General features: G+C 64.4%; 17 protein-coding genes and 1 pseudogene. 4 read left to right on the top strand and 14 right to left on the bottom strand.

What is annotated here, in order from left to right; genetic code table 11:
• Positions 1-32 precede the first annotated feature (32 nt).
• Positions 33-1,547: an efflux transporter outer membrane subunit gene (locus GWL_RS21670; RefSeq protein ID WP_008334480.1), complete on the top strand. Its 1,515-nt coding sequence runs from the start codon at positions 33-35 to the stop codon at positions 1,545-1,547.
• Between the two features lie 141 nt (positions 1,548-1,688).
• Here GWL_RS21670 and GWL_RS21665 read toward each other — a convergent pair whose 3' ends face one another.
• From GWL_RS21665 to GWL_RS21655, 3 genes are all read right to left on the bottom strand, one after another.
• Positions 1,689-3,173, bottom strand: a complete 1,485-nt coding sequence (locus tag GWL_RS21665; RefSeq protein ID WP_008334478.1) for a SulP family inorganic anion transporter — start codon at positions 3,171-3,173, stop codon at positions 1,689-1,691.
• Between the two features lie 196 nt (positions 3,174-3,369).
• Positions 3,370-4,944, bottom strand: a complete 1,575-nt coding sequence (locus tag GWL_RS21660; RefSeq protein ID WP_192811597.1) for a hypothetical protein — start codon at positions 4,942-4,944, stop codon at positions 3,370-3,372.
• Positions 4,945-5,050: 106 nt separating this feature from the next.
• A complete protein-coding gene (locus GWL_RS21655) occupies positions 5,051-6,718 on the bottom strand; it encodes an HD family phosphohydrolase (RefSeq protein WP_008334467.1) in 1,668 nt (555 codons plus the stop codon).
• A gap of 445 nt (positions 6,719-7,163) precedes the next feature.
• Between GWL_RS21655 and GWL_RS21650 the strand changes: the two genes are divergently transcribed.
• Positions 7,164-7,937 carry a 3',5'-cyclic-nucleotide phosphodiesterase gene (locus GWL_RS21650; RefSeq protein WP_008334466.1) on the top strand — a complete coding sequence of 258 codons (774 nt, stop codon included), beginning with the start codon at positions 7,164-7,166 and terminating at the stop codon, positions 7,935-7,937.
• Between the two features lie 82 nt (positions 7,938-8,019).
• On the opposite strand, the gene GWL_RS21645 is transcribed toward GWL_RS21650, so the two are convergent.
• The 4 genes from GWL_RS21645 to GWL_RS21630 all read right to left on the bottom strand — a co-directional run bounded on the left by GWL_RS21645 (position 8,020) and on the right by GWL_RS21630 (position 17,429).
• Positions 8,020-8,787 (bottom strand): FecR domain-containing protein, encoded by a 768-nt coding sequence (locus GWL_RS21645; protein WP_034351766.1) that lies wholly within the window; start codon positions 8,785-8,787, stop codon positions 8,020-8,022.
• A gap of 54 nt (positions 8,788-8,841) precedes the next feature.
• Positions 8,842-12,918 carry a filamentous hemagglutinin N-terminal domain-containing protein gene (locus GWL_RS21640; RefSeq protein ID WP_008334464.1) on the bottom strand — a complete coding sequence of 1,359 codons (4,077 nt, stop codon included), beginning with the start codon at positions 12,916-12,918 and terminating at the stop codon, positions 8,842-8,844.
• A 1-nt stretch (position 12,919) separates the two neighbouring features.
• Positions 12,920-14,584 (bottom strand): ShlB/FhaC/HecB family hemolysin secretion/activation protein, encoded by a 1,665-nt coding sequence (locus tag GWL_RS21635; protein WP_034351600.1) that lies wholly within the window; start codon positions 14,582-14,584, stop codon positions 12,920-12,922.
• Positions 14,585-15,155: 571 nt separating this feature from the next.
• Positions 15,156-17,429 carry a CHASE2 domain-containing protein gene (locus GWL_RS21630; protein ID WP_008334462.1) on the bottom strand — a complete coding sequence of 758 codons (2,274 nt, stop codon included), beginning with the start codon at positions 17,427-17,429 and terminating at the stop codon, positions 15,156-15,158.
• A gap of 188 nt (positions 17,430-17,617) precedes the next feature.
• On the opposite strand from GWL_RS21630, the gene GWL_RS21625 reads away from it, so the two are divergent.
• Complete coding sequence (locus GWL_RS21625; protein WP_008334461.1) at positions 17,618-18,460, top strand: aldo/keto reductase; 843 nt, start codon at positions 17,618-17,620, stop codon at positions 18,458-18,460.
• A gap of 19 nt (positions 18,461-18,479) precedes the next feature.
• On the opposite strand, the gene GWL_RS21620 is transcribed toward GWL_RS21625, so the two are convergent.
• The 5 genes and pseudogenes from GWL_RS21620 to GWL_RS21600 all read right to left on the bottom strand — a co-directional run.
• Positions 18,480-19,145, bottom strand: a complete 666-nt coding sequence (locus GWL_RS21620) for an aspartate/glutamate racemase family protein (RefSeq protein ID WP_008334460.1) — start codon at positions 19,143-19,145, stop codon at positions 18,480-18,482.
• Between the two features lie 22 nt (positions 19,146-19,167).
• A complete protein-coding gene (locus GWL_RS21615; RefSeq protein WP_008334453.1) occupies positions 19,168-20,616 on the bottom strand; it encodes an MFS transporter in 1,449 nt (482 codons plus the stop codon).
• Positions 20,617-21,032: 416 nt separating this feature from the next.
• Positions 21,033-21,881: a MurR/RpiR family transcriptional regulator gene (locus GWL_RS21610; RefSeq protein ID WP_008334451.1), complete on the bottom strand. Its 849-nt coding sequence runs from the start codon at positions 21,879-21,881 to the stop codon at positions 21,033-21,035.
• A 142-nt stretch (positions 21,882-22,023) separates the two neighbouring features.
• Positions 22,024-23,280, bottom strand: a complete 1,257-nt coding sequence (locus GWL_RS21605) for an Hsp70 family protein (protein WP_008334449.1) — start codon at positions 23,278-23,280, stop codon at positions 22,024-22,026.
• Positions 23,281-23,505: 225 nt separating this feature from the next.
• Positions 23,506-24,204: pseudogene (locus GWL_RS21600) on the bottom strand (SDR family oxidoreductase); the annotation flags it as partial.
• Here GWL_RS21600 and GWL_RS21595 point away from each other — a divergent pair.
• Entirely contained in the window at positions 24,160-24,777 is a 618-nt protein-coding gene (locus GWL_RS21595) for a substrate binding domain-containing protein (protein WP_237713627.1), read from the top strand. The pseudogene GWL_RS21600 and the gene GWL_RS21595 sit on opposite strands and share 45 nt — an antisense overlap.
• A 9-nt stretch (positions 24,778-24,786) precedes the next feature.
• Here the strand turns inward: GWL_RS21595 and GWL_RS21590 are convergent, their stop codons facing one another.
• Both GWL_RS21590 and GWL_RS21585 read right to left on the bottom strand, forming a co-directional pair.
• Positions 24,787-25,557, bottom strand: coding sequence for a CDP-diacylglycerol diphosphatase (locus tag GWL_RS21590; RefSeq protein ID WP_008334439.1), 771 nt, complete (start codon positions 25,555-25,557; stop codon positions 24,787-24,789).
• A 116-nt stretch (positions 25,558-25,673) separates the two neighbouring features.
• Positions 25,674-26,030, bottom strand: coding sequence for a helix-turn-helix domain-containing protein (locus GWL_RS21585; RefSeq protein WP_008334438.1), 357 nt, complete (start codon positions 26,028-26,030; stop codon positions 25,674-25,676).
• Positions 26,031-26,218 lie beyond the last annotated feature (188 nt).

Raw genomic sequence — 26,218 nt, 5'->3', positions numbered from 1 at the left:
CTGCGGATCAGCCCATGAATGGAGCAAGAAAAATGATGACCCAATCTCTATCGATGAGCCGCCTGCTGCGCCCCGTGCGCATCGGCTCGGCCCTGCTGGCAGCGCTGCTGGTACTGGCCGGCTGCTCGGTGGCCCCGACCTATGAACGTCCTTCGGTGGACACCCCGGCCGCCTTCAAGGAAGCCGCCCCGACCGCGCAGACCGGCGAAAACGGCAGCCAGTGGAAGACCGCCCGGCCCGCCGAAGACATCGCCCGCGGCGAGTGGTGGAAGATCTTCGGTGACGACAAGCTGAACGCCCTCGAAGACACCGCCCGGCAAGCCAACCAGGACCTCAAGGCCGCCGCCGCGCGCCTCGGCCAGGCGCGCGCCCTGACCCGCGATGCACGCTCGGGCTACTTCCCGCAGGTGGATGCAGGGGTCGGCGCGACCCGCCAGCGCCCTTCGCCCGCCTCACAAGGGTTAGCGGCCGATGCCAATACACAACCGTTCACTCTGTATCGCGCACAAGTGAATGTTTCTTACGAAGTTGACCTGTTCGGCCGGGTCGCCTCCACGGTCGATGCCGCTACCGCCGATGCCCAGCGCAGCGAGGCATTGTTCCACTCGGTGCTGCTGGCCTTGCAGGCCGACGTGGCGCAGCAGTATTTCCAGGTGCGCGAACTGGATGCCGCCGCCGAGCTGTACCGCGGCACTGTGGACCTGCGCCAGGAATCGCTGCGCCTGGTGCAGCGCCGCTTCGATGAGGGTGATATCAGCGAGGTCGACGTCGCCCGTGCCCGCTCCGAACTGGCCTCGGCCCAATCGGAGGCGCTGGGCATTGCGCGCCAGCGCGCCAGTGCCGAACATGCGCTGGCGATCCTGCTGGGCCGCACCCCGGCCGAGTTCTCGCTGCCGCCACAACCGCTCACGCGCCTGAACGTATCGGTGCCGGCCGGGCTGCCCTCGGCGCTGCTGGAACGCCGTCCCGACATCGCCGCCGCCGAGCGCGCCATGGCTGCCGCCAATGCCCGCGTGGGCGTGGCCAAGTCGGCCTTCTTCCCGGCGCTGAACCTGACCGGTGGCCTGGGGTATGAGTCGGCGCAACTGGGCGATCTCTTCAACTGGTCCAGCCGCACTTTCCTGCTGGGACCGCTGGTAGGCACGGCCTTGTCGATGCCGCTCTTCGATGGCGGCCGCCGTCAGGCCGGTGTGGATCGTGCGCGCGCCAGCTATGAAGAACAGGTGGCCACCTATCGCGGCACGGTCTTGAATGCCTTCCGCGAAGTGGAAGACAACCTGGCCAATCTGCGCATCCTGGACGACCAGAACCGCGCCCAGGATGAAGCCGTGGCCGCCTCCTCGCGCGCAGCCAAACTCTCGCACACGCAGTACCGCGAGGGTGCGGTGAGCTACTTCAGCGTCATCGATGCCGATCGCACCGTGCTGCAGACCAGGCGCGCCTCGGTCACGCTCGATGGCGAACGCGCCCGTTCCACCGTCAACCTGATCCGCGCACTGGGCGGCGGCTGGGGCGGACCGGCGACGCAGCTGTCTTCCTCGAAGTAGGAGCGCCCGCAGCGACAAGCAACAAACAAAAAACCAGCAATACGAAAAACCGGCCCGCATCCTTCGATGCGGGCCGGTCATGCAGCAGAATTTCCCGTGGTACTTCAGCCCGCCCCGCACCCAGCGACGGCGGGCATTTTTTTACGCCACCTGCGGCAAGCCCGCCCGCTGCAACAACTGGCTGCAGCGCTGCGACAAGGTCACCACGCGCAGGTCCTTGCCAAGTCGGGCATAGCGCTCGGCCAGGGTCTGCACGGCGGCAATGGCGGAATGATCGGCCAGGCGCAGATGGCGGCAATCCAGGGTGACCTGCTGCGGATCATTGACGGTATCGAACAATTCGAGGAAATGCGTGGTGGAGGCAAAGAACAGCGTGCCATGCGGCAGGTAGGTGCGGCTGCCGTCGTCTTCATCGCGCACATCCGAGCGCACTTCGCGCGCATGCTGCCAGGCGAAGTTGAGCGCGGCGATCACGATGCCGCACAACACAGCCACGGCCAGATCGGTCAGCACCGTAATGACCGTCACCGCAATGATGACCAGCGCGTCGTTCCGCGGCACCTTGCCCAGCACCCGCAGCGAGCCCCAGGCGAAGGTCTCCTGCGCCACCACCAGCATGACCCCGGCCAGCGCGGCCAGAGGAATACGCTCGATGGCCGGCGAAAGGAACAGGATGAACAGCAGGATCATGCCACCGGCCACCACTCCGGAGAGCCGCGACCGGCCGCCGGAGCCGAGGTTGATCATGGTCTGGCCGATCATGGCGCAACCGCCCATGCCACCGAACAGGCCCGAGACGATGTTGGCCGCGCCCAGGGCCAGGCATTCGCGGTTGGGCTGGCCCCGGCTGGAGGTGATCTCATCGGTGAGATTGAAGGTCAGCAGGGTTTCAAGCAGGCCGACGATGGCCATGAGTACCGCGTAGGGACCGATGATGCGCAGCGTCTCCAGGTTCATCGGCACGCTCGGCCAGTGCAGTGGCGGCAGGCCGCCGGCGATGTGGGCCATGTCGGCCAGCGTACGGGTATGCAGGCCGCTGGCCCAGGTCACCAGTCCCACCCCCAGAATGGCCGCCAGCGCCGGTGGAACCGCCTTGGTCACGCGCGGCAGCAGCCACACGATCAGCATGGTCGCCAGGGTCAGGCCGATCATGATGGCCAGCGCCGAGCCCTGCAGCCATTGCGGACCGGCAGCAGTATCGACACGGAAATGCTCCAGCTGCGACATGGCGATCACGATGGCCAGGCCATTGACGAAACCCAGCATCACCGGATGCGGCACCATGCGCACCAGCTTGCCCAGCCTGAGGGCACCGAAGAGCAGCATGATCACGCCCGAGAGCACCACCGTCGCCAGGAAATACTGTGCACCATGCTGCACCACCAGCGCCACGATGACCACGGCCATCGAGCCGGCAGCCCCGGAAATCATGCCCGGGCGGCCACCGAAAAGAGCCGTGATGGTACAGATGAAGAAAGCACCATATAGCCCCATGAGCGGGTTCAACTGGGCCACCAGCGCAAAGGCGATACATTCGGGCACCAGTGCAAAGGAAGTGGTGAGGCCGGCCAGTACGTTCTGGCGCAGATCGCGCAGGCGCGAAGTCGGGGTGGCGATGGTCGTCATGGGCAAGATCAGCGGGAAAACAGCGGGAAAGCAGCAGGAAAGCAGCAGCCGCAGACGTCAGGGTCGCGGCAGGAATGGAACAGCAAGCAATGACATGTACGATGTCGTGCCGACAACTCACGTGCGGCATGCCGCACGGCGGGCAGGAAAGGAAGTTCTTATTTTACCGCATTGCAGCATACGCTGCCTGTCCGCCTCATTCGCGGGAATACAACACTCGCAAGGCGACGCGTTTTTCGGCTGGGGGCAACTGATTGACAGCCAGCAGGTAGGCGATGGAGGCATCGCAGGTCGCCACCGGATCGGCCTGGCGCCGCAATGGCGAGGACAGCAGTTTCAATTGTTCCTGGGTCAGCGGGGCCAGCGCCTTGCGCATGACGCGGGTCCGCTCGGCCAGGCTGTAGCGCCCGGCGTTGGCCGGGTCGGCATCGCGCAGCAGGCGCTGGGTCATCTGTTGCTCGCGGTTGGCGAATTCCTGTGGCAGCGCCGCTTGCGGGGCTTCCCGGCCGGCCGCGGCATCGGCGCGCGAACGGGGATAGATCAGTTCGGTACAGGCCGACACGCTGATGCCGCGCAGCGCCACGGCCTCATCCAGCAGCAATTGCTGGAACTCGGCCAGCGATTCATCGGAGGCGATGGGCAGCAGCCGCCGACTCAGCAGTCCGACCTGCTCGCGTCCCACGGCCAGGATCTCGGCATCCGAGGCATGCGCCTGCACCTTGGCCCAGGCCAGGTCGATGGTCCGTGCGAAGGCGGCCGGGTGATAGCGCGCCATGATGTCGAAGAGCGCGCCCTTCTTGAATTCGGCCTCCAGCACATCGCGCGACGTGGCGATGGTGGCGATCTGGGCGGTCTCGCCGCCCGGTGCCAGGCGCGTGAGCACGCCGGCCTGCAACAGCTGGCCCAGCTCGGGATACCAGCTCTGCGCTGCCGGCGTATCGGCAATGCGTTCGATGAAGTCATGCGGCAGGCCCAGCTTGCCGTAGGTCTCGAAGGTCAGCTTGCGGTCGAAGCTCTTGTTGATGCGGTCATCGCCACCGACGGTATAGAGGGTGTGGAAACCGATGTGCGCGCGCGGGTCCATGGCACGGTCACGGCCGGCCAGGAAGGCCAGCGTGCAGGAGGACGAGCACTCCTGCTCCACATAGGTGTTGAGCCGGTGACGACGGATCACCTCGCCCACCAGCTTGCCCTCGCGCACCCAGCCACCGGCCGAATACAGCACTACGGTGCGCACCGAGGGGTGCTGTTGCAGGACCGCATCGAGGCCATCGGCTGCACCATCGTTCATGCCACCTTGCAGCAGGACCGACTTGCCATCCACCCGCACCTGATACACCACGGGCGGCCCCAGTTGCTTGCCCAGCGCGATCTCCAGCTGTTCACGTACCGAGTGCGCCGCCCGCCAGGTGCTGGTGACCATGCTGATGACACCACAGAGGATGAGGAACTTGACCACGACCTCGGCCCAGCGCCGTCCGCCGCGCCCCACATGCTTGCTGGCCGAGCGCCAGCAGCCGCATATGCCCCAGATCCAGGCCAGATAGCTGAAGGCGGCGATGCCCAGCACCCCGGCCATGCCGTAGCGCGCCGGCATGTCGTTGGTCAGCCGCGCCAGCACCGAGATGGCCAGCGCCGGTACCAGCGAGGTCAGCAGGACGGTATGCAGCCAGTAGGAGCGGCCCAGCCCATAATCGCCGCGCCAGTGACGACGCACGAAACCGGTGGACGAACGGGTGGGAACGGGAGATCGGGTTACTGCCTCGGACACGTGGTGCTTTTCCTCGATGCGCTGCGGCCAGGCACACAGCGTCTTCAATGAAAGGTGACTTTATGAAGACCTCAGCATAACCCAGCTTGGCGATGCCGTCGCGCTTTCAGCCGCCGTGGCCGGGAATGCGCGACAGGTCGACCTGGTCGATCTGGCTGGGGTGCATGAATTGTTGGGCATACTTCTCGTAGATGCGTTCCCGCACGAACAGATCGAACAGATCCGGATCGATATGGTTGCGTTGCTTGAACCCGGCCAGGATCTCGACTGCCTCGTTGAGCGTATTGCCACGCTTGTAGGGCCGGTCGGCGGCGGTCACCGCCTCGAAGATGTCGGCCACCGCCATGATGCGGGCCTGCACCGACATCTGCTCGCGCGTGAGGCCCTTGGGATAGCCCTTGCCATCGATGCGCTCGTGGTGGCCGCCGGCAAACTCCGTGACCCGCGCCAGCTGCCTGGGCCACGGCAAGGATTCCAGCATCTTGATGGTGATGACGATGTGGTTGTTGATGATGGCGCGTTCGGCATCATTGAGGGTGCCGGCACGGATGCGCAGGTTGCCTGCTTCCTCGTCATCGAGCAGTTTGCGCAGCTGGCCATCGGGGCCGCGCCAGCTGCGCTCGGCGATGTCCAGCACGCGCTGCTGGTCTTCGGCGCGCATGCCTTCGGTGCCGTAGTTGATCTTGCGCAGGAAAGCCCGCTCCTCGTCCAAGGTCAGCAACTCGGCCTGCAGCCCGGCCTCCAGTTCGGCCACGCGTTGCGGGGTCAGCGCGGCGCCCAGCGCCAGTTTCTCCTGCAAGACGCGGATCTCGGCATCGCGCTTGAGGACTTCGAAACGCGTGTCGATCAGGTGAATGCGATCGAAAATGGTCTCCAGCTTGGTCGCCTTTTCGACGATGTGACTGGGCGTGCCGATCTTGCCGCAATCATGCAGCAGACCGGCCAGCCACAGTTCGCGGCGGTCGGCCTCGCTCATGCGGAAATCGGCCAGCGGTCCTTCGGTCGTATTGTGCGCAGCCTCGGCCAGCATCATGGCCAGTTGCGGTACCTGCTCGCAATGGCGGCCGGTGTGCGGGGATTTTTCACCGATGCCGATGTTGATGAGCTTGATCAGGCTTTCGAACAGGTTTTCCAGACGTGCGATCAACTGCTGGTTGGTCATCGTCATGGCGGCTTGCGCGGCCAGGGCCTCAATGAAGCGCTGGTCGGTTTCCGAGAAGGGAACCGCCTCGCCACTGTCGGCATCGATGGCGTTGATGAGCTGCAACACCCCCACCAGCTCGCCCTCGTGATCCTGCATCGGCACCGTCAGGATGGACTTGGAATGGTAGCCATACTTCTCGTCGAAGAGCCGCATGCCATTGAAATTGAATCCGCTGGCCTGGTAGACATCGGCGATGTTGACCGATTCCCGGGTATTGGCCGCATAGGCCGCCACCGCCGTCAGATTGGGCTTGCCGTCGGGCAAGCTCAGGGCGATGTCGGCAATCGAGATGTCCTGGCCGCTGCTGCCACCCTGGTGCATCTTGAGGGTCTGGTTGACGGAAATGTCGAAGCGAAGCGCCTCGCCATTGTCGGTGGTGCGGTAGAGGGTGCCGCCATCGGCACGAGTGATGTCGCGCGCGGTCAGCAGGATGCGTTCCAGCAACAGGGGAATGTCGCGCTGGCTGCCCAGCTCGCGGCACAGGTCGGTGAGGCGCTCCAGCCGATAGGCGATGTCGCGGTGCTCGCCGGCAGTGGGCGCGAGATCGTGCATGCTGGCCGGGACGTTCATGCTTCCATCTCCCGCGCGCCACAGTGCGAACACTGGACGCGATGGCGGGTGTGAGTTGCTGGATGGACGACTGGCAACATGCGGCTCCCTGAAGCGTTGGCATACGGACATGGCGCGATCATTGCCAGAGGACAATGTCGGCGCACTTTTGGCGGATGCTTTTTCGGCATCATCGCGATTTTAGAACGACTGCGCACGCCGTCTTGCAGCGAGCTTGAGGGGAATTGACCGCCAATTCTGCGCTTGCCCGACGCGCTCGCCAAGGTCGAGCTCAGGGATATCCCGATTGCGCAGCACCGCCGAATCCCTTACCATCACAATATGTTGCATAATTTGCTACATCGTCCGCAAAGCCAGTCCGGGCAAGGGTTTCCGGACTGCAACAAGGTTCCGAATCAGTCCGAGCGGTGGGGCCGGAACCCATAACCTATGAGCGGCAATCACAATGCGTGTAGAAATCCTGGGGTGCAGCGGGGGCATCGGTGGCAATGGCATGCGCACCACCTCTCTGCTCATCGATGACGATATCCTGATCGACGCCGGCACCGGTGTCGGCGACCTGTCGCTGGCGCGGCTGGTGAAGATCGATCACGTCTTCATCACCCATGCGCACCTGGATCACATTGCCTGCCTGCCACTGATGATCGACAGCGTGGGCGACATGCGCAGCACCCCGCTGACCATGCACGCCAGCGCGACGACCATGGAGATCATCCGCAAGCACATCTTCAACTGGCACATATGGCCCGACTTCAGCGTCATCCCCGATGCCCAGCGCCCCTTCCTGCGCTTCGCCACGGTTGAGCCGGGACAAGCGGTGCAGCTGGGCCAGCGCAGCATCACGCCGCTGCCCGCAGCGCACACCGTGCCGGCCGTCGGTTACCAGGTCCGCAATCATGCCAGCGGTGCCTCGCTGGCCTTCAGCGGCGACACCTGTCGCTGTGCACCACTGTGGGAGGCGGTCAATCGCATCGACCAGTTGCGCTATCTGATCATCGAGGCCGCCTTCGCCAACCGCGACCGCGAGCTGGCACTGCTGTCCAAGCACCTGTGCCCCAGCCTGCTGCTGGAGGAACTGCAACACCTGCAGGGCCATCCGGAGGTCCTGATCACCCACGCCAAACCCGGACAACTTGAGGAGATCGCCGCAGAAATCGCGGCCGGGTCCGGCCCGCATCATCCGCGCATGCTGGCCACGGGAACCATACTGGAATTCTGACGGGCTGCCCGGCCAACGACAAAGGCGCCGCACATCCGTGCCGGCGCCTTTTTTCATGTCTGCGCCAGGCGCGGCCGGGCGCTTACTGGGTCACGCAGGCATCCAGCTTGGCCGCACCGATCTTTTGCGTCCCGGTATTGGCATTGCTGCTGATGGTCGGCGGCATCGTCACCGCCACGCCTTGCGTCGGCGGCACGATCACCGGCGGCTGCGAGATCGAGGGGACGAAACCGAACTGGCCCGCGCTGTAGAGTTGCGTGCCACTGGGGTTGGTGACCTGAATGGCACCGCTGACCACATCCACGTGCAGGCCGTTGGCCGGCGGCTGACCGTTGGGGGTCGGCACACCGCCGCAATCGTTCTGGCAGTACAGGGCGCCGAAGTGGGTGCCGCGGATACCGATGGTGGCCGTGGGCGTATCGAAATTGACGGCATCGTGGTTGCGCTTGCCAACCAGCCCGGTGACCGCCCGCAGTCCGCCCTTGACCAGGCTGATGGCGACCGAGTCATTCTTCGGATCTTTATCGTCGTAGAGGTATTTGCTCACGGCCACCTCGGACCCCGGACGCAGCACGATCTCGCCGTTGTCGACGAACTTGACGCGGGCATAGGTCTCGCGCTCGGTGATGAGCGTGTCGCCCTGCAGGATCGCCGACTTGACCGAAAGCACCACGCGCGTACCGTCGGCATGCCGCACACTGAGTACGCCCGACAGATGGGTGACCTGCCCGACCACCGGCTGCGACTGGGCGAAGGCGCAGGTCACCGCCAGCAGAAGCAGCAGTGCCATCACCAGCCCGATCAGTGGACGCCGGAACGAGGCCGGCGGATTTTGCTTGAAGAAATTCATGAAGATCACATCATCCGGTTATTACGGGTCATCCGCCGTGCATCCCGTATCACATCAGGTACACATCGGCAGCGGTTTCTTGGCCTGCTTGCGGTCCTCGCCCTCGTCACCGAAGTGGTCCGTCGTGCCGCCCACGGTCTGGGTGGCATTGCCGGTCTGCTGCACCACACTGCCGTTGACGGGAGCCACCTCCGTGCCGGGCTGGGCGTTGTTCAGACTGGTCTGCAGGTCCTGGCTCTGCTGGTTCTGTTGTTGCTGCACGGCCTGCGCAGCCTGGCTGTTGGTCGAGCTGCTGGTAGTGCCCGTCACCGGAGTGCGGGTGCCGTTGGCGTCAACGATGGTCACGCCCTGGGCATAACCGATGACCTGACCAGACGCCACCGACAGCAGTGCCACGCCCGGGGGCGAGGTCGAAATATTGGCGTTGATGGTCATCGAATCACCCGCCGACAGCGTGATGTTGCCCCCCGTGGAGACCAGAACCCCGTTGATCAGCAGTGTGTCATTGCTGCCTGAGGAGGCGCTGGCGGTCAGGGTAATGGTCCCGGTGGCGCTGACGCCGCCGGAACCGATCGTCAGCGGGCTGTGCGTCACGACGCTGACGGTACCGTTGCTGGTCTTGATCTGGCCACTGCTGTTGATGCCCAGGGTGGTGAGCCTGCTGCTGGTACTGATGGTCGCGCCGCTGGCCTCGGCGGGCAGGCTGCCGAGGAAGTTGGCCTTGGCGCCGATGGCCGAGGTCACCACGCCGCCGGTGTTGTCGATGCTGATATTGCCGCGCGTGGTCGTGACGCCATTGATGCTGACCGCACTGGCATCGCTGGTGTTGAGGGTGTTCTTCAAGGTGATGTCACCGGTGCCGCTGTTGTTGGCGGCAAAGCCTGCAATCTGGTTGCCGGTGTTGTTGAAGGCGATGCCGTTGCTGGCCGAGGCGATCAACTGCGACTTCACGTGCATCGCGGTTCCGGTGTTCTGGCTGAGATTGCCGCTGGCTGCCTCCAGCACCAGATTGTTGGCGGTGATGTTGCCAACGGCCAGAGAACCGTCAGCCTGCGACAGGGCCGCATCGGCCAGGGTCAGATTGCCGCCGCTCTGGCTGAAGGAGTCGGTCACCACCAGGTGCGAACCGACGTTGCCTGTGACGGTACCATTGGAGACCGTCAGGTTGGACAGGCGCACATCCCCTCCCAGGGTCAGGTCGCCTGCCGTCAGCACCGCCGTCATGCCGGACTGGGCGGCGTTGGCCACGGTGACGGTGCCGTTGAGCAGGACTGTCTGCCCCTCTCTGTAGTCCGTGCCGCCGATATTGAGGGTCCCGTTGCCGCTGGTGGTGCCATTGAGCACCAGGGCGGCAACGCTGCCCTCACTGGCGTCGCTGGCGACATTGACGCTGATGGTCCCGTTGTTGCTGGTACTGTTGCGCACCGTGAGCGTACCGCCTTGCTGATTGAGCTGGGCATCGGCCCCGATCTGAAGATTGGCGACGGTATCGTCACCACTGCCATGCCTGACGCTCTGATCGCCCGTGATGACCACCGTATCGATCTGCGTCGGCATGTAGGTAGACACATTACCTACCGTGGCGTTGCTGCTCCAGTTGGAGCGGTCTTCCCAGCCCCCCTCGGAATAGGAGGACTGCTGGTAAGTGAAGGTCTCGGCCCCGCGCAAGGACAGATTGGCCAGGCCATTCTCATCGTAGACCGCCTTGAACATCTTCTCTTGCTGCCCCGCGCCGACGATATCGCCCGTCACGGTGCCGAAGTAGTCGCTCAATTGCTGACCCTGACCGAGGTTGAAAGGATTGATGCTCACCTCACCGGTAGGCGCATAGCCGCCCAGCAGGCGGGTCTTGAGCGTACCGCCCAGCCTGGCTGAGGACCACCCCATCAGGTCGATCTGGTCGTAGCTGTCGGCGCTGGCGATATCGATGAGCATCTTCCCGGTATCACCCTGACTGAAGCGGGGCTCGGTGGATTCGCCAAAGCCTCTGAGGATGAGATGGCCCACAGTCCCATCGCTGCCCGGCGCCAGAACACCGTCATTGGTGAATGACCCGCTGACCGCAACGGTGCCGTTGCCCGCGATGGTGCCATTGGCCTCATTGCTGATGGCGGCGGCACTGATGTTGCCACCGGCCAGCGTCAGCAGACCGTAGTTGGTCAGACTGGCATTGCCCGTCACGTTCAGGGAAGCGGCGTCGCCGTTGAGGGTGAGCGTGGCATTGGCATTGTTGGTCACATCACCGCTGGAAGCGACGTTGCCGCTGATGTTGAACGTACCGTTGTTGGTGATGCCATCACTACCAACGGACAGGCTGTTGTTGCCGCTCGTGGCCACGTTGACGGTACCGTTGTTGTTGAGCGAAGTGATGTTGCCCTGGCCGCCGTTCAGTGTCAGGGTACCGGCACTGTTGACGGTCACCGCGGCCGCGCTCAGGTTGCCGCTGCCCAGGTTGACCGTGCCATTGTTGATGAGCAGATCGCCGCTGGCCGAACCGTCGTTGACGCTCAGGGAGCCGCCATTGAGCAGAATGCGCGCGCCATTGTCGACGGTACTCAGATGACTCGTCTTGCCCTCGTCCAGGACACGGGCTTCCGAGACGACCTGCGTCCCCGGCCCGCTGTAACCGCTGTTGAGGATCAGATCCAGTGCGCCCCCCTGGCTGGTGATGTCAGCCGTGATGCTGATGTTGTTGGCGGCATTGAGCGTGAGCGAACTGTTGGCCGATCCGGTCTTGCTGATATTGGCCGTGACGTTGATGTTGCCGCCCAGTCCTTCGCCATCGCCCGTCACCAGCTGGACGTTGGTTCCGTTGTTGAGCTGGCTGGTGATGGTCTCTGCGGTGATCCTTGATCCGCTGCCGGTGGAGGTGATGGCGTAATCGCTCGAACAGGCAGGAATGCTGATGTTCACATTCTGCGAACCGGTGGATACCACATCCAGGTTGAGCGGATCGATGAGCCAGGTGCCGCCCGCTCCCACCCTGGGAACCTTCACCACTTCCAGCTGCTTCAGACCGGAGGTATCGACAAAGCCGCCCGCACCTGACGTGCCCAGTGCCGACACGTCGCCATCAATGAAGGCCGTATTGGCGGCATACAAGGTGACGTTGCCTCCCTGAGTGCCATCGGCATTGATGCTGGAGCTGGCAGTGGTGGTCAGGTTGCCCGATGCGCGCAGGAAGATGCGGCCACCTTCACGCACCACGCTGGAGGCATTGATGACGCCACTGTTGGTAATGAGACCGGCCGCCACGCCGATCCGCCCGGCCTCGGCGGTGATCGTGCCCAGGTTGGTGACGTTGCCGGCACTGCCGGTGACGTTGACGGTCACGCCCGGTGTGGCCGTATCGGCCAGGGTCACGGTCTGACCTGCGGCCAGGATGACCTCGCCCTGCGGGCTGGTGATGATGCCGCTGTTGGACGCACTGCCGCCGATCAGGTAAACGCTGCCACCGGTGGCGGAGGTGATCTTGCCCTGGTTGTCCACCAGTCCGGCAGTGCCATCCTTGACGAAGTTGAGCCGGCCGGCCAGGAAGTCGCTGTCGCTCACGGCCAGCGAAGTGGCGATGAAGCGCGCTGCATCGACCGTACCGCTGGGGCCGATCACCACGCCATTGGGGTTGTACAGCACCACCGTGCCATTGGCCGAGAGCTTGCCGTAGATCTGCGAGATATCGGCTCCGGTCACCTTGGCCAGCAAGGCGGCCGAGGCACCCGGCTGGAGCACGTTGACGGTCGCATCCGCACCGATGCTGAAGGACGCGAAAGCGGCGATGGCCTGCGGCGAGAGCTGGTTGATGTTGAGCGTGTTGCCGTTCTGGCTGAAGCTGAGATTGCCGTTGACCACGCTCCACCCGGTGGGCAGGGTGCCAGGTGCCGGGGCTGCTGCCAGCGCCGTTGCCTGCCAGGCAGCGCACACGGCGGCCGCCGCCAGTGACAGGCGCAGGCCCGGCGCCAGCACGCGCACCCAGGCGCGTCGCAACAGACGCGACAGCAGCATCGGCAGGGGCTTGCGTACGCGCCAGGTCAAGCTCAGGCGGCGCTTGCCCACGCGCACCGTGATCGATGGCGGCAGCAGTTCGATGGCCGGACGGGCCGGTACTTGCACGGCAGTGGATGGTGATGTCATGTCAGAACCCCAGGATGGCACTCAGGTGGGCGTTGAGATCGCCCCGCTGTTCGGTCACGGAATTGCCGTTGAGCAGCACCCGCGCCACATCCAGGCGCAGGCTGAAGTCACGCCCGAGCGTATAGCGCAGGCCGGCACCGATGCTGGCCAGCGTGACCGTGGAGGGCACGGTGGAAGCGGAGGTGACGTTGTTGTTGGCTCCGCGTCCGGCATCGACAAAGCCCAACAGGCGCAGGTTGCCGCGCATCTCGGTCTTGACCAGCAGATCCGGGGTATAGAGTTCGGTATTGAGGACCGCACCGCTGTCGGCCGCTACGGCGCGCTCGGTGAAACCGCGCACCGCATTGGCACCGGCCAGACCGAACTGCTCCACCGCCGGCAGGGCATGCGGCGACACCTGCAAGGCAGCGGCCAGACGTACCTGCCAGTCATTCTGGAAGACCCTGAACCAGCTCGCGCCACCACGGATGGCGATGAAGTTGTCCATCGACCGGCGCGATCCGGTAAACAGCGAGTAGCGGTCCGTCACCTGCAGAGTATCGTTGCGGCGCGCCTGACCGGTGGCCATGTTGCGCGCAATGCCCAGGTTGTAATCGACGATCTGGCCCACGCCCTGCCGCTGCGCGCTGTAGCTCACCGACAATGGCAAGGTGGAATAAGGCAGGCAGGTATTGAGGGTGGCGCCATTGAGCAGGCCGCCATTGATGCTGCAGGAGGAATCGACTTTCTTGTAATCGGCACCGAAGACCAGCTTGCTGCTCCACTCGCCGCTGCGGGCAAAGTAGTGGTTCCAGCGCAGCGCATAGATTTCACCGCGACCGGTGATGTTGAGCGTGGAATTGACCGCCAGCGTCTGACCTGAACTGACGTTGGATTTGCCGTAGATGAAGTCCAGGCTGTCGCCCAGTCCATACAGGGGCAGACGATAGCCCAGCGAGTACAGATCGACCTTGGCCCCCGAGGGACTGTCGGGCGAGGTGGTATAGGCCACCGTGGCGACGTGGTCGCGGTTGAACAGATTGGAATGCTGCACGGCCACGCCGGTGCGCCACTGACCAGTATCGCGACTGCCGCTGTTGTCGAGGTTGAGCATCACGCGCAGGGGATTCTCATCCTTGACGGAGATGGCCGCATCGATCTGGTTGGTGGCTTCGGAGGCCGTCAGGGTGACATTGACCTGCTTGGCCGGATTGTCATTGGCCAGTTGTACCGATTCGGAAATGCGCCGCAGGTTGGGCGCACTGCCCTCCACCAGCTGCGGGATGCTGGCGCGGATGTTCTGCTCGCTGAAATGGCGGTTGTCGCTCACCACCACCTTGCCCACCACCGTCTCGACCACCTGCAGCCGCACGACGCCGCCGGTGAGTTCCTGCTCGGGCACGCTCACTTGCACGGCCGTGTAACCGGCGCTGCGGTAGGCGTTTTCCAGGGACTCCAGCGCTTGCTGGATATCGCCATAGACACGCCCGCGACCGAGGAACGGAGCCACCGCCTGATCCACCCTGGCCTGCGTGAGCAAGGTATTGCCCTCGACCGCAAAGCGGGTGATGTCGAAACGCTCGTCCTGATGGACCTGGGCACTGTCGCCCGCGCGCGTGGCGCCAGGAGCCATGCCTGCCGGCTGCGCAAGCGCGGCCACGGCACTGCCCAGCAGCGCCATCCCCATCAGAGAATGCTGAAAGCATCGATTCATTGTCTCTGTGACCCGCCCCCGGCGAGCCCTCCCAGTTTTCTTCTCGTGCAACGCGGCACCGGCCACGCTCACACTGCCACCTCTGCATCCAGTCGCACGCTGCCCCGGCGAGCGCCCGTGAAGGACGCGCACGCAAGGCCCGGTCCGCCACACAAGCGGCGAACGGACCACGACAGCCAACGACAAGACGAAAAGGAACCCCTGAAGCAGACCTGCCCGGACATCGATATGCCCTTCTTGGAGGAGGGATGATCGTCTCCGGCAGTGAGGCCACCTTGCCAGGCGACATCACTCTTGACACTTGCAAAGTATACTGACTAGGTCTGACCGCGTCGACAAGAATCGGCGAAAAACCGCTTGCAGTGGGCGTTTGCGCCAGATTGCGCGACGCTTGATTGCCATGCGGAAATGATTTGCACCTTCAACATGCAAAGAAATTCAGGCAATGCCAGTGGCTGAGAAATTTTGCACAGGGGGCTGTACGTTTTTCATCAGCCGCATGATTTCCGCACGGCAATTGCAGCCATGCGCCACGCCATTGCGTTCACTTGGTCTCGAAGGTGGTCACGCCATCCCAATGCGCCGCAGGCGGCGTCTGGCGGAAATGCGCGATGCGCTCCAGGTAGAGCGTGTAGAGGCCGCGTGCCTGCGTCGCCTGCAGGCGTTCAATGGCGTGCTGCGCCTCATCCCAGCGCTGCGCGCGCACCAGCGCCAGCGCCGCATGCCACTGTTGGACTTCGGCGCGCAAGTCGGCATCGAGTTCGCTCTCCAGGGCCAGTGGCTCGAAGATCGGTACCGGCTCGTTCTTGCCCTTCACGCGCACCCGGTCCAGCTCGCGGTAGGCGAACTGCGGCGCAGCCTGGCGGGTGGCCTCCCCCACCAGCACACCCACGCCATAGACCTTGGTGATCGATTCCAGCCGCGAGGACAGGTTGACCGCATCACCCATCACCGTATAGGCCTTGCGGATGCGCGAGCCCATATCGCCCACGCGCATCTGGCCGCTGTTGACGCCAATGCCGATCTTCAGAGGCGGCCAGTTGCGGCGCGTGAATTCCTCGTTGAGCAGCAGCGTGGTCTGCTGCATCTTCAATGCCGTGGCTACTGCCCGGGCGGCGTGATCGGGCACATCCAGCGGCGCACCCCAGAAGGCCATCACGGCGTCACCGATGTACTTGTCGAGCGTGCCGCGATTGCCGCGAATGTCTTCGGACATCGCCGTCAGATAGAGGTTGATGTATTCACGCAGCTCATTGGGTTGCAGGCTCTCCGAGATGGTGGTGAATCCGCGCACGTCGGAGAACATCACGGTCAGCTCGCGGATCTCGCCTTCCATGTTGTAGCTGGCCGGATTGGCCGCCATTTCGGCCACCAGTTCCGGCGCCACGTATTCACCGAACAGATTGACGATGGCCTTGCGGTTGCGGTACTCGAACAGATAGCCCCAGCCCAGGTTGCTGATGAACAGCAGCGCCACCAGCAGCAGCACCGAGGCCAGCGGCAGCACCATGCCGGCGCTGTCGTAGAGCCAGTAGTTGAGCCAGGCCAGTGCACCGGCCGTACCCAGCGACAGGAGCATCGAGGCCAGCGGCCCCAGCATGGGCAGCAGCAGGCCCAGCAGCAGGCCGGCCAGCGCCACCTGCACCCCGTCATAGCCGGCGGCGAAATCGGGCCGGGTCTTGAAGTCGTCATCGATGATGGAGGCGATCAGGTTGGCATGGATCTCCACTCCCGGATAGACCGGGTTCACGGGCGTAGCCCGCAGATCGTTCAGACCGGGCACGGTGGTGCCCACCAGCATGATGCGGCCATCGAGCTGGTCATGCGGGTAGGTGCCACGGATCACGTCGATCGCCGGCACGTAACGATAGGCGCCGCCCTGCGGCCCGCCATGCCCGCGGTAGGTCACCAGAGTCGTGAGCCGCCGTTCCACCGGAATGATCAGCGGTTGCGGACGCGCCTCCACGGCGATGGCGGCCAGGGCGTCGTAATTCTCCTTCTGGCTCCCCAGCAAGCCATCGGCGCTGGTCAGGAAGACCGGTTTGATGCGCTTGCCGCCCACGGCCACCCGTGCGGTGGCCAGGGCCAGCGACTCGTAGAAATTGTCGCCATGCCGCGCCAGCAGCGAGACGGTGCGGATGAGTCCGTCGTCATCGGGGACCGGATTGAAGAAACCGCCGGCACGCGCCGCCGATTGCAGCTGCGGCAGATTGGCACCATAGGCGCGCCAGCGCACCACATCCACATCGCGCCCGCCCAGGTCGGCCACGGTAAAGGCCGGCGGCGGCAACTCGCCCTTGACCACGGCGCCGCTCTCATTGGAGAAGGCATAGCCCATCACCACCGGCTGCCCCTTCAGGGCTGCCGCCAGGCGACCGTCGTAATCCATCTGCGGCTTGAGCATGCGCAGCTGCTGCGCCAGTTGCGGCACATCCTTGAGCGGACCGTGCGCGAGATCTTCCAGGCGACCGTAGCCCGACGTGGTGTCGGGCTCGGCAAAGACGACGTCGAAACCGACCGCCTGGGCCTGATAGGTTTGCGTCATCTGCTGGACCAGCTTGGCCACCAGGTCGCGGCTCCAGGGCCAGCGCCCGAGTTCGTCGATGCTGCGTTCATCGATATCGACGATGACGATGCGCGGGTCCAGCGCGGGCTTGGCCACCCGCATGCGCAAGTCATAGAAGAACAGGTCCATGCGCTCGACCACCGGATTGGGCAACAGCCCTGACACCATTGCCTCGGCCAGACCGATGAGCAACAGTGCCAGCAGCCAGCGCCCCCAATACTTGGCCAAGGCGGTACGCAAACGACGCAACATGGACTTTCCCCCGATTCCCTTTTTGATTGGCTGCGATCATGCCACCAGTTGCCTGTGCCCACAATCGGCAGGGACTTGCGGAAGTTACCCACCGGCATCATTCCCATGCTGACGAGAGCGCGGGGCGCGGTGAACCGATGCGCAAAATGGGTTCTAATGTTTTCCCGTCCATGATGAAGGAGTCCTGCATGAAGCCAATTGCCTCGCTCACCCTGCGCGATGGAACACCAGTCCCGATCCTGGGCCAGGGCACCTGGAACATGGGTGAGTCGTCCGCTGCCGCCAGCGCCGAAGTGCGCGCCCTGCAGGCCGGCATCGACCTGGGCATGACCCTGATCGACACCGCCGAGATGTATGCCGATGGCCAATCCGAGCGCATCGTCGCCCGCGCCATCGCGGGCCGGCGCGAGCAGGTCTACCTGGTCAGCAAGGTGTTGCCGCACAACGCCAGCGAGCGCGGCACCATTGCCGCCTGCGAGGCCAGCCTCAAGCGCCTGGGCACCGACCATCTGGACCTCTACCTGCTGCATTGGCGCGGATCGCATCGGCTGGCGGCCACCATCGCGGGCATGCAGACGCTGATGGCGCAGGGAAAAATTCGCGGATGGGGCGTGAGCAATTTCGATACCGACGACATGGACGAGCTGATCGCTCAACCCGGCGGCGATCAGGTCCTGTGCAATCAGGTGCTGTACAACCTCTCGCGCCGGGGCATCGAATACGACCTGCTGCCGCAGGCCGCAGACAGTGGCGTGGCCGTCATGGCCTATTCGCCCATCGAGCAGGGACGCATCCTCAAGCAGCCAGCCTTGAAGGCGGTGGCGCAGCGCCACGGCGTGACACCGGCACAGGTGGCGCTGGCCTGGGTATTGCGGCGCACGGGCGTGATCGCCATCCCCAAGGCTGCCGAGCTGGCGCACGTGCAGGCCAACCGGGCCTGCCTGGAACTGCAACTGAATGAAAATGACATCAGCGAGCTGGACGCGGCCTTCCCGCCGCCGCGACGCAAGCAGCCGCTGGCGATGTTGTGAAGAAATGGACCAAGGGCCGTCACGCCGCCGCGTCCAGGGCCCGCAGGGCCTTGAGCAAATAGCGTACGGCTGCCGGAATCGGCGCAATCACCGGCACGGAAAAACGCTGCGCCAGGGCCGTCGCCGCCTGCCCCAAGGGTCCACCGCCGATCACCACCGCCTCGGCCCCATCGCGCTCCACGCAAGCGCGCACGGCCTGCGCCAGCGCTTGCTCCAATGCCTGCGGATCAGCCGCCAGCGTACGCGGATCTCCGGCAGTCAGGCTGATACCGGTATAGAGCGCGGCAACGCCGGCCTGCTGCGCCTTTTCCCCAATCACCTCGGCCAGCTCCGGGGTGACGGTGGCCACACCGAAACGCCGGCCACCCTCGGCCGCCTCCAGCATCGACGCTTCACACAGTCCGGCGACCGGACGCCCGTCGAGCCCGCGCAGACGCTCAATGCCAGGATCGCCGAAGGCGCTGATGATGGCACCTGCGCTGTGCCGTCCGCCTTCGCACCAGTTGCGCTGAACTTCCTCACCCGCCGCTGCCAGCTCCACGGCATTGACGATCATCTCCGGCCCCCGGCGCGCACTCACGCCCGTGAGCGAATACCCCGATGGCAGCCAGGCGCGGGCAATGGCCACCATCATCTCGGTGGTGGCCTGGGAAGAATTGGGATTGATCAACAGGATATGCGGCATGCCAGACTCATGAAAAAGACCATCAACTACGCGCCACCGCTGCCTGCACCACCGCTTGCGAAGCGGTTTCTTCCAGCGGTGCATCGGGTGACTTGCCATAAGTCTCCGGCATGGTACGGATGGCCACGGTGAAGATGCCGTACATGACGGCGATCATGCCGAAGACGCCGGCCAGGCCGAAGGCATCGAACAGGCGTCCGGCCGCCAGCGGCATGAATGCCCCGGCCGCCGTGCCGGTGGCAAGGATGAAGGCGGTGCCGAAGGCGCGTACGCGGGTCGGATACAGTTCGGGCGCGAAGATCCAGATGGTGGTGTTGAGCAACAGCACGAAGAACTGGAATACCGCACCGGCCGCCAGAATCAGTACGATGCTCTTGGCCAGGAAACCAATGGCCAGCGCCGCCAGACAAGCGCAGATGGCGCCCACCGTCAGCACGCGCTTGCGTGGCAGGTGGAAACCGAACACCGAGGCGGCAATCGCCCCCAGCAGGCTGCCGCTCTGCATGACCATGGTGAACAGAAGACTCTTGGAAATGGTATAGCCCAGGCTCACCAGGATGGTCGGCATGAGGGTCAGCACCGAAATCTGCGCGCCATAGGTCATCCAGATGGCGATACACAGCGGCAGGGTGCGGCGAGCCAGCGGACCCTGGAAGATTTCCATGGAGCGCACCTTGACCGAGGCCGCATGCTCGTGGCGACCATCGTCGCTGATCCAGTCACGGCCCTGTGGCGCCGGACCGGAGAGCTTGCCGCTGGCCAGTCGTGCCAGCACCGCATTGGCTTGCGCGACCTGGTTGCGCGAGAGCAGGAAACGCGGCGTCTCCGGGATGTAGCGGCGATAAAAGGCGCCCAGCAGCGCTGGCAGCATCAGGCAGAAGAACAGCCAGCGCCAGCTGTTCTCACCGGGAAAGAGCGTGAACACCAAGAGGCCAAAGGCCGGCGCCAGGAAATTGCCCATGCCGCCCGCCCCCACGTTGACCAGCCCCACGGCCGTTCCACGGAACTTGCTGGAACAGAATTCGGCCAGCATCGTGACCGCAATGGCGATCTCGCCCCCGAGACCGAAGCCGACAATGGCGCGCCCCACGGCCATTACCGTCAGGTCCGGCGCCAGCGCGCAGATGCCCGCGCCCAGCGTGAAGAGCAGCAGATCCAGGCTCAGCATGACGCGCCGGCCATAGCGGTCAGCCACCAGACCGGAGACGATGCGGCCGATGGCGGCGCTGGCAAAGGTGACCGTATTGAGCAGGCCGATGTCGGTCGCGCTCAGCCCCCACTGCTGCTTGAGCAGCGGGCCGACCAGGCCGATGGCATTCTGTTCGAAGGCGTCGAACAGACAGCCGATCAGGATCAGGAAAATGATGGTGTGATGCGAACGGGTCACCCCGATCTTGTCCAGCGCGCCGTCCAGTTCGGCCACGCGCGATGAGTGCGGCAGGTCGGGCGACGAAAGTGTGGGTCCAGCCATGGTCTGCTCCTCTTGCGTTGGAAGGTCCAATGAGTGCTGCTCGGTGTGCGCATCGGATGATGCGAGGCTGTGGAACCACGCCGCCCTGCTTCGGTGGCCGCGAAAGTACTGTAGTCCAGCATGCCCGTGAATGAAAGTACAATTTCAATTTATATGATTTATTGAAATTATTATTTCAGACATGCGGTGCATCAGCAATCTTCGTGCCAGACTGCTGCACTGGATGAAATCCGGATTTCAGAAGAAAGTGGTCGCCCGGGAGGCGCCGGCGTGCGCCGCAAGAGGGCGCTCAGCCGGCTCAGCGCACCGCGACGGGGCGGCACGCATGAAAATTGGGAGTCAGAATAAAGACAGGGATGAAATCGGGATTTCAATATCTTCCCGATGGCGAACATGCGCCATTTCAGTCAGGCAACTCAATCGAAGTCGCCCAGTTCCTCGTGTTCCTGCTCCACCGCCGCCAGCCGCTTGCGCCCGGCGGCACCGCTGGCCTCGATCACCAGGGTGGCCAGCAGATCGCACAGGGCCATCACGCCAACGTGGTTGTCCAGAGAACCGGGGCCACGGCAATGCGCCTGCAACGACCAGGTCGCAGGGGCATAGTCGGCCGACGCCTGGTCGCTGATGTAGAGCAGATCAGCACCAGTGCGCGTGGCCGCCTCCAGGAGGCGCTGCATCTGCCCGGTCTGGCGACGGGTGCCGAAGACGATCACGCAATCGCGCTCGGACAAACCGGCGGTGTATTCCCCCAGCGTCTCGCCCGGCCCCGGCAGGCAGGTCACGCGCGGCAAGACCTGGATGATCTGCCAGCGCAGATAGAGCGCAAAGGCCTGGCTGCTGCGGCTGCCGAAGATGAACACTTGCGGCGCGGCGACGATGGCACGGGCGATCTCGGCCAGAGTCGCATCCGAGAGACGCTCGAAGGTTGCTGCCAGGTTCTGTTGGGATTGCTGGAAGTGCGCCGCCACCGAACGCACCTGGCGCGCGGCAGCGGGGCTGCTGGCGTGGAACAGCGGGGAGCCGGTCTCCTGTTCCTCACGCACGTGGCGCCGCGCCTCCTCGTAGCTGTCGTAACCGACGCGGCGGATGAAACGGCTCACGGTCGAGGGCGAGACACCGGCCAGTTGCGCCAGTTCGTTGCCGGCATAGCTGGCCAGCTCGCCCGGAAACTCCAGCAGGAAGTCTGCCAGCTGGCGCTCGGTACTGGAGAGCTCGTCGAGTTTGCTGCGCACGCGGCGCACGAAGGATTCGGCAGAAGGTTTCATGTCGGTACGGGGATCAATCCGCGATGCGGTTCAATGCAGGCCCAGGCGATGCCGTCTGTGACGATTTGCTTCATATCGCCCCAAACCCACGCGATCCGGACCGGGTCGCCGCATTGTATAGCAGCAGGACCGCGCTGCGGCCTCAGCCGAACTTGCGCGCGGCGTCGATGGCCAGGCCGCTGCCGATGCTGCCGAACAGATCGCCTTCCACATGACGCGCCTGCGGGGCGAGCGCACCGATGCGTTCGCGCAGCAGGCGCACCCCGCTGGAACCACCGGTGAAGAAGACACTGTCGATGTCGTCGGCGCGCAAACCGGCCTGCTGCAGCAGTGCCAGAACGGTCTGCTCGACCGATTGCACCAGGTGATCGACGGCTCCGTTGAAGTCGCTGCGCAAGATCGGCAACTGCTCGGGCTGGCGCAGGCGATCCAGCTCCAGCAGGGTCTGGTCGGCGGTGGAAAGGGCAATCTTGCCCGCTTCCACCTGCAGCGCCAGCCAGTGGCCGCAGCGCTGCTCGACCACGTCCAGCAGGCGCGCAAAACGCTCGCGGTCGACCACTTCACGCGCCACGTCCTGCAGTTGCTGCCAGGCCTTGCGGGTGTAGAGCTGGTTGATGGTGTGCCAGGTGGCCAGGTTGAAATAGTAGCTCGACGGGATCTCGGCATTGCCCAGCAGGCGCCCGCCCAGGCCCAGCAGCGGCATCACGCAGGCCAGGCTGAAGTACTTGTCGAAGTCGGTACCCCCGATGTGCACGCCGCCATTGGCCAGGATATCGTCGCGCCGCTCGCTGCGCGCGGCGCGCCGGGGCGACAGACGCACCAGCGAGAAGTCGGAGGTGCCACCGCCGATGTCGACGATGAGCACCAGCTCTTCCCGGTCGATGCGCGATTCGTAATCAAAGGCGGCCGCGATGGGTTCGAACTGGAAGGCGATATCCTTGAAACCGACATCGCGCGCAATCTGCTCCAGCGTATCCTGGGCCAGCTGGTCGGCGGCAGCATCCTCATCGACGAAGTGCACCGGGCGCCCCAGCACCACCTGGGAAAAGGCGGTCCCGGCGGTACGCTCGGCGCGCTGCTTGAGCTCACCGATGAACTGCGAGAGCAGCCCCCGATAGGGCAGCGCGCGCCCGCCCACTTCGGTCTGGCCATCGATGGCGCCGGAGCCCAGCAGGCTCTTCAGTGAGCGCATCAGGCGGCCTTCGTAACCGGCCAGGTATTCGCCCAGCCCGGCACGACCATAGCTGAAACTGTTCTCGTCGGCATTGAAGAACACGACCGAAGGCAGCGTGGGCTTGCCGTCTTCCAGCGGCAGCAGCAGAGAATCCCCTGCATCCGGACGCAGCCAGCCCACCGTGGAATTGGAGGTGCCGAAATCCACACCGCACGCGTTCGCCATCGATCACTCCTTCTTTTTTGGGCCGGCAATCATATAGAAAAGCACCGTGCTTGTCTGCACGCGCGCATTGCAGCGTTTGAAGCAAACAACATGCCGCCGCGAAATCATTGCCGATACGGCAATGGCAGGATAACAAGCCCACGAAAAACGGCACCGGAAGGCATCACTGCCCACCGGCGCCGTCGCAAGGCGCGAAGAAGATCGCTTGTGGAAAACTTAGAATTCTTAGAATTCCTGGGCCACCGGCCGCAGCACCACTTCGCTGATATCCACATTGGCCGGTTGTTCAATGGCATAGGCGATCGCACGTGCCACCGAATCGGCCGGGATCTGGTTGGCCTCATACCAGGCCAGCAGGGCTTCCGAGGTCTCCTTGTCGCTGCTGTGGGTCTTCAATTCGGAATCCACCGCCCCCGGGGAGATGATGGTGGTGCGCACACCGTCCGGTGCTTCAGCGCGCAGGCCTTCGGTCAGGGCGCGTACCGCGAACTTGGTGGCGCTGTAGACCGTGCCCATGCCGGCGAAGACCTTGATGCCGGCCACCGACGATACGTTGATGAAATGGCCGGCGCCCTGCGCGGCAAAGCGCGGCAGCGCAGCGGCCACACCATAGAGCAGGCCCTTGACGTTGACGTCGATCATGCGGTCCCACTCCTCGACCTTGAGCCTGGCCATCGGCGCCAGCGGCATGATGCCGGCATTGTTGATCAGCACGTCGATGCGACCGAAGTGCTGCTCTCCCTTGGCGACCAGCGCCTCGACGTCGTCACGACGGGAGACGTCGGTGGTGACGGCGATGGCCTGGCCGAACGCGCCCGCCTCAGCTTGCGTGAATTGGATGGCCTGTTCGACACGGACAACGGCAGCCCGACGGACGAGATGAGCGGACTGGTGCGCCTGGCTGCGCCCTCGGCCTTGGGACGCAACCGCCTGCTACCGCTCGTCGAACGACTGGCACGGGCGCATCCGGGCTTGCGCTTCGACCTGCGCCTGACCGACCAGCGCGCCGATGTGGTGGGGGAGAAGATCGACATCGGCATCCGCATCGGTACGGTGCCGGACAATCGCTTCGTGGTACGCCGCCTGGGCAAGGTGCGTTTCCACGTGGTGGCCACGCCGCGCTTCCTGCGGCGCCACGGCATACCGACCGATGCCGACGCCTTGCGCAACCTGCCCTGCACGGCCATGCTGGATCGCGGCACGGGCCGGCCCTGGCCCTGGCTGTTCCAGCAGGAGAACCAGTGGATGGCCGATCATGCACGCTTCCTCTGCGATGACTCGGAGGGGGAATATCTGCTGGTGAGAAGTGGCGTGGCCATCGGCCAGATCGCCGGCTTTCTGTGCGAGGACGACATCGCCGCCGGTCGCCTGGTGCCGGTCATGGCCGACCACGAGCCCGACCCCTGGGACATGTATCTCTACCGTCCACAACGCGGACCGGTGCCACCGCGTCTGCGGCTGGTGTTCGATGCCCTGGTGCGCGAATTCGCCCACTGAGACCGGGGCTTACCAGCGGCAGTCGTGATCCATCAGTACTTCGGCGCTGCCCGGCTCCTGCTGGTCGAAGTTGACCGCCATGTTGACCAGGAAGAAGCCATTGCTGCCATCGGCAAAACGCGCACCGGTCAGCAGCAAGGACTGCGCGGCCATGTTGGCCGCCGCATAGGCGCTGCGTTCAGCGGCCAGCCTGAAGGGATCGTGCCGGACCAGGGCATCGGCGGGCAGCCGCATCACCCAATAGCGATGGCCCTCGAAGAACCATGGCTGCCAGTGCTGCAAGGGATCATCGCGATGGTCGGCCAGGCTGGCGGCCACGTCGCGGCGCATGCAGTCGATGTGCAGATGCAGGTGCAACTGCGAACGTGCCGCGGCCGAATTGACTTCCACCCCCAGCTGCTCGTCGCTCAAGGAGCGTCCCAGCGCCTGCGCCACACGAGCGCGCTGCTCCCACGCATAGGCCCAGTAACGGGGCGCATCCGGTGCCAGCAGTTCCGGGCTTTCGATGCCGGTGAGGCGACGGGTCGGCATGAGCAGGTACTGCGCGGGGCCGACCAGATCCTTGAGCACCACGAAGCCCCGCGCCAGGTCAACCAGCACGCAAGGCTGCGGCTGGCCACTGGCCTGCATGCCGGGCACGCATTGCTGGCTGGTGATTTCCCACAGCTTGTTCGGGTCGGCGGCCAGGGCCGGTGTGAGCGGCGTGGCCCCGCCCGCCAGCAGCAGGCAGAGCGAAAAGAGGGAAGAGAAGCAGGAAGGAAAACGGGAAAACGGTCGCATCGACATCATCCGGGCAAGACGCTGCGCGACCTCAGGACAGTGGACAGTGGACGCTGCAGCCAGAGCGCGAGCTTAGCGGCCCGGTGTTTCCGGAGGATGACAGCGGTGCCGGACGATCACTTGTCGCGGGTGGCCTGCACCAGGCACTTGGAGAGCTTGTCGAAATGCAGCCAGGCGGCCTGGCTCAGTTCGACCTGCTTGCGGCGCGGGTCTTCGGTATCGGCCAGCACGATCCAGCCCTTCTCGCGCATCGATTTCAGGCGCGTATGCAGCATCGCCGGCGAGCCCAATTCACTTTGCGCCATCAGGTCGCGTACCGACAGCCGTTGCTGCTCCTGCCCGGCACGGGCGATGAAAGCCAGGATCCGGTCTTCGAGCGGATCCAGCGTGGCCAGTGACGGCAATCCCCGGAGTGCTTCGGCCAGTTGCAGAAATCGCAGGTAGATGTCCGCCGGCCGCTTGTTTTTACCCATGTGACGATGGTGTTGGTTGTTGTATTGCAAGTGCGGTACGACTGGCGGGGTCCCATTTGCCTGCCACATCGTTCCAGAATTGATAGCGAATCATACGCCGGCCCTGCCTGAAAGTGCAATCTTTAAGGTCTTGACCGGCGCCAACTCGTCCACTACGACCGTTTGCGCGACCATTTGCGCGGCTGGCA

The sequence above is a fragment of the Herbaspirillum sp. GW103 genome, assembly GCF_000261365.1.
Classification (GTDB): domain Bacteria; phylum Pseudomonadota; class Gammaproteobacteria; order Burkholderiales; family Burkholderiaceae_D; genus Herbaspirillum.
Note: the sequence above shows the minus strand (reverse complement) of the source record. Positions and strands in the feature narration are given on the sequence as shown.

Coding starts and splice junctions, on each gene's coding strand:
- GWL_RS21645 (WP_034351766.1), bottom strand. CDS start 8,787: ATGAATTTCTTCAAGCAAAATCCGCCGGCCTCGTTCCGGCGTCCACTG.
- GWL_RS21615 (WP_008334453.1), bottom strand. CDS start 20,616: ATGGCTGGACCCACACTTTCGTCGCCCGACCTGCCGCACTCATCGCGC.
- GWL_RS21640 (WP_008334464.1), bottom strand. CDS start 12,918: ATGACATCACCATCCACTGCCGTGCAAGTACCGGCCCGTCCGGCCATC.
- GWL_RS21610 (WP_008334451.1), bottom strand. CDS start 21,881: ATGAAACCTTCTGCCGAATCCTTCGTGCGCCGCGTGCGCAGCAAACTC.
- GWL_RS21625 (WP_008334461.1), top strand. CDS start 17,618: ATGAAGCCAATTGCCTCGCTCACCCTGCGCGATGGAACACCAGTCCCG.
- GWL_RS21630 (WP_008334462.1), bottom strand. CDS start 17,429: ATGTTGCGTCGTTTGCGTACCGCCTTGGCCAAGTATTGGGGGCGCTGG.
- GWL_RS21650 (WP_008334466.1), top strand. CDS start 7,164: ATGCGTGTAGAAATCCTGGGGTGCAGCGGGGGCATCGGTGGCAATGGC.
- GWL_RS21590 (WP_008334439.1), bottom strand. CDS start 25,557: ATGCGACCGTTTTCCCGTTTTCCTTCCTGCTTCTCTTCCCTCTTTTCG.
- GWL_RS21595 (WP_237713627.1), top strand. CDS start 24,160: ATGAGCGGACTGGTGCGCCTGGCTGCGCCCTCGGCCTTGGGACGCAAC.
- GWL_RS21605 (WP_008334449.1), bottom strand. CDS start 23,280: ATGGCGAACGCGTGCGGTGTGGATTTCGGCACCTCCAATTCCACGGTG.
- GWL_RS21655 (WP_008334467.1), bottom strand. CDS start 6,718: ATGAACGTCCCGGCCAGCATGCACGATCTCGCGCCCACTGCCGGCGAG.
- GWL_RS21585 (WP_008334438.1), bottom strand. CDS start 26,030: ATGGGTAAAAACAAGCGGCCGGCGGACATCTACCTGCGATTTCTGCAA.
- GWL_RS21670 (WP_008334480.1), top strand. CDS start 33: ATGATGACCCAATCTCTATCGATGAGCCGCCTGCTGCGCCCCGTGCGC.
- GWL_RS21665 (WP_008334478.1), bottom strand. CDS start 3,173: ATGACGACCATCGCCACCCCGACTTCGCGCCTGCGCGATCTGCGCCAG.
- GWL_RS21635 (WP_034351600.1), bottom strand. CDS start 14,584: ATGGGGATGGCGCTGCTGGGCAGTGCCGTGGCCGCGCTTGCGCAGCCG.
- GWL_RS21620 (WP_008334460.1), bottom strand. CDS start 19,145: ATGCCGCATATCCTGTTGATCAATCCCAATTCTTCCCAGGCCACCACC.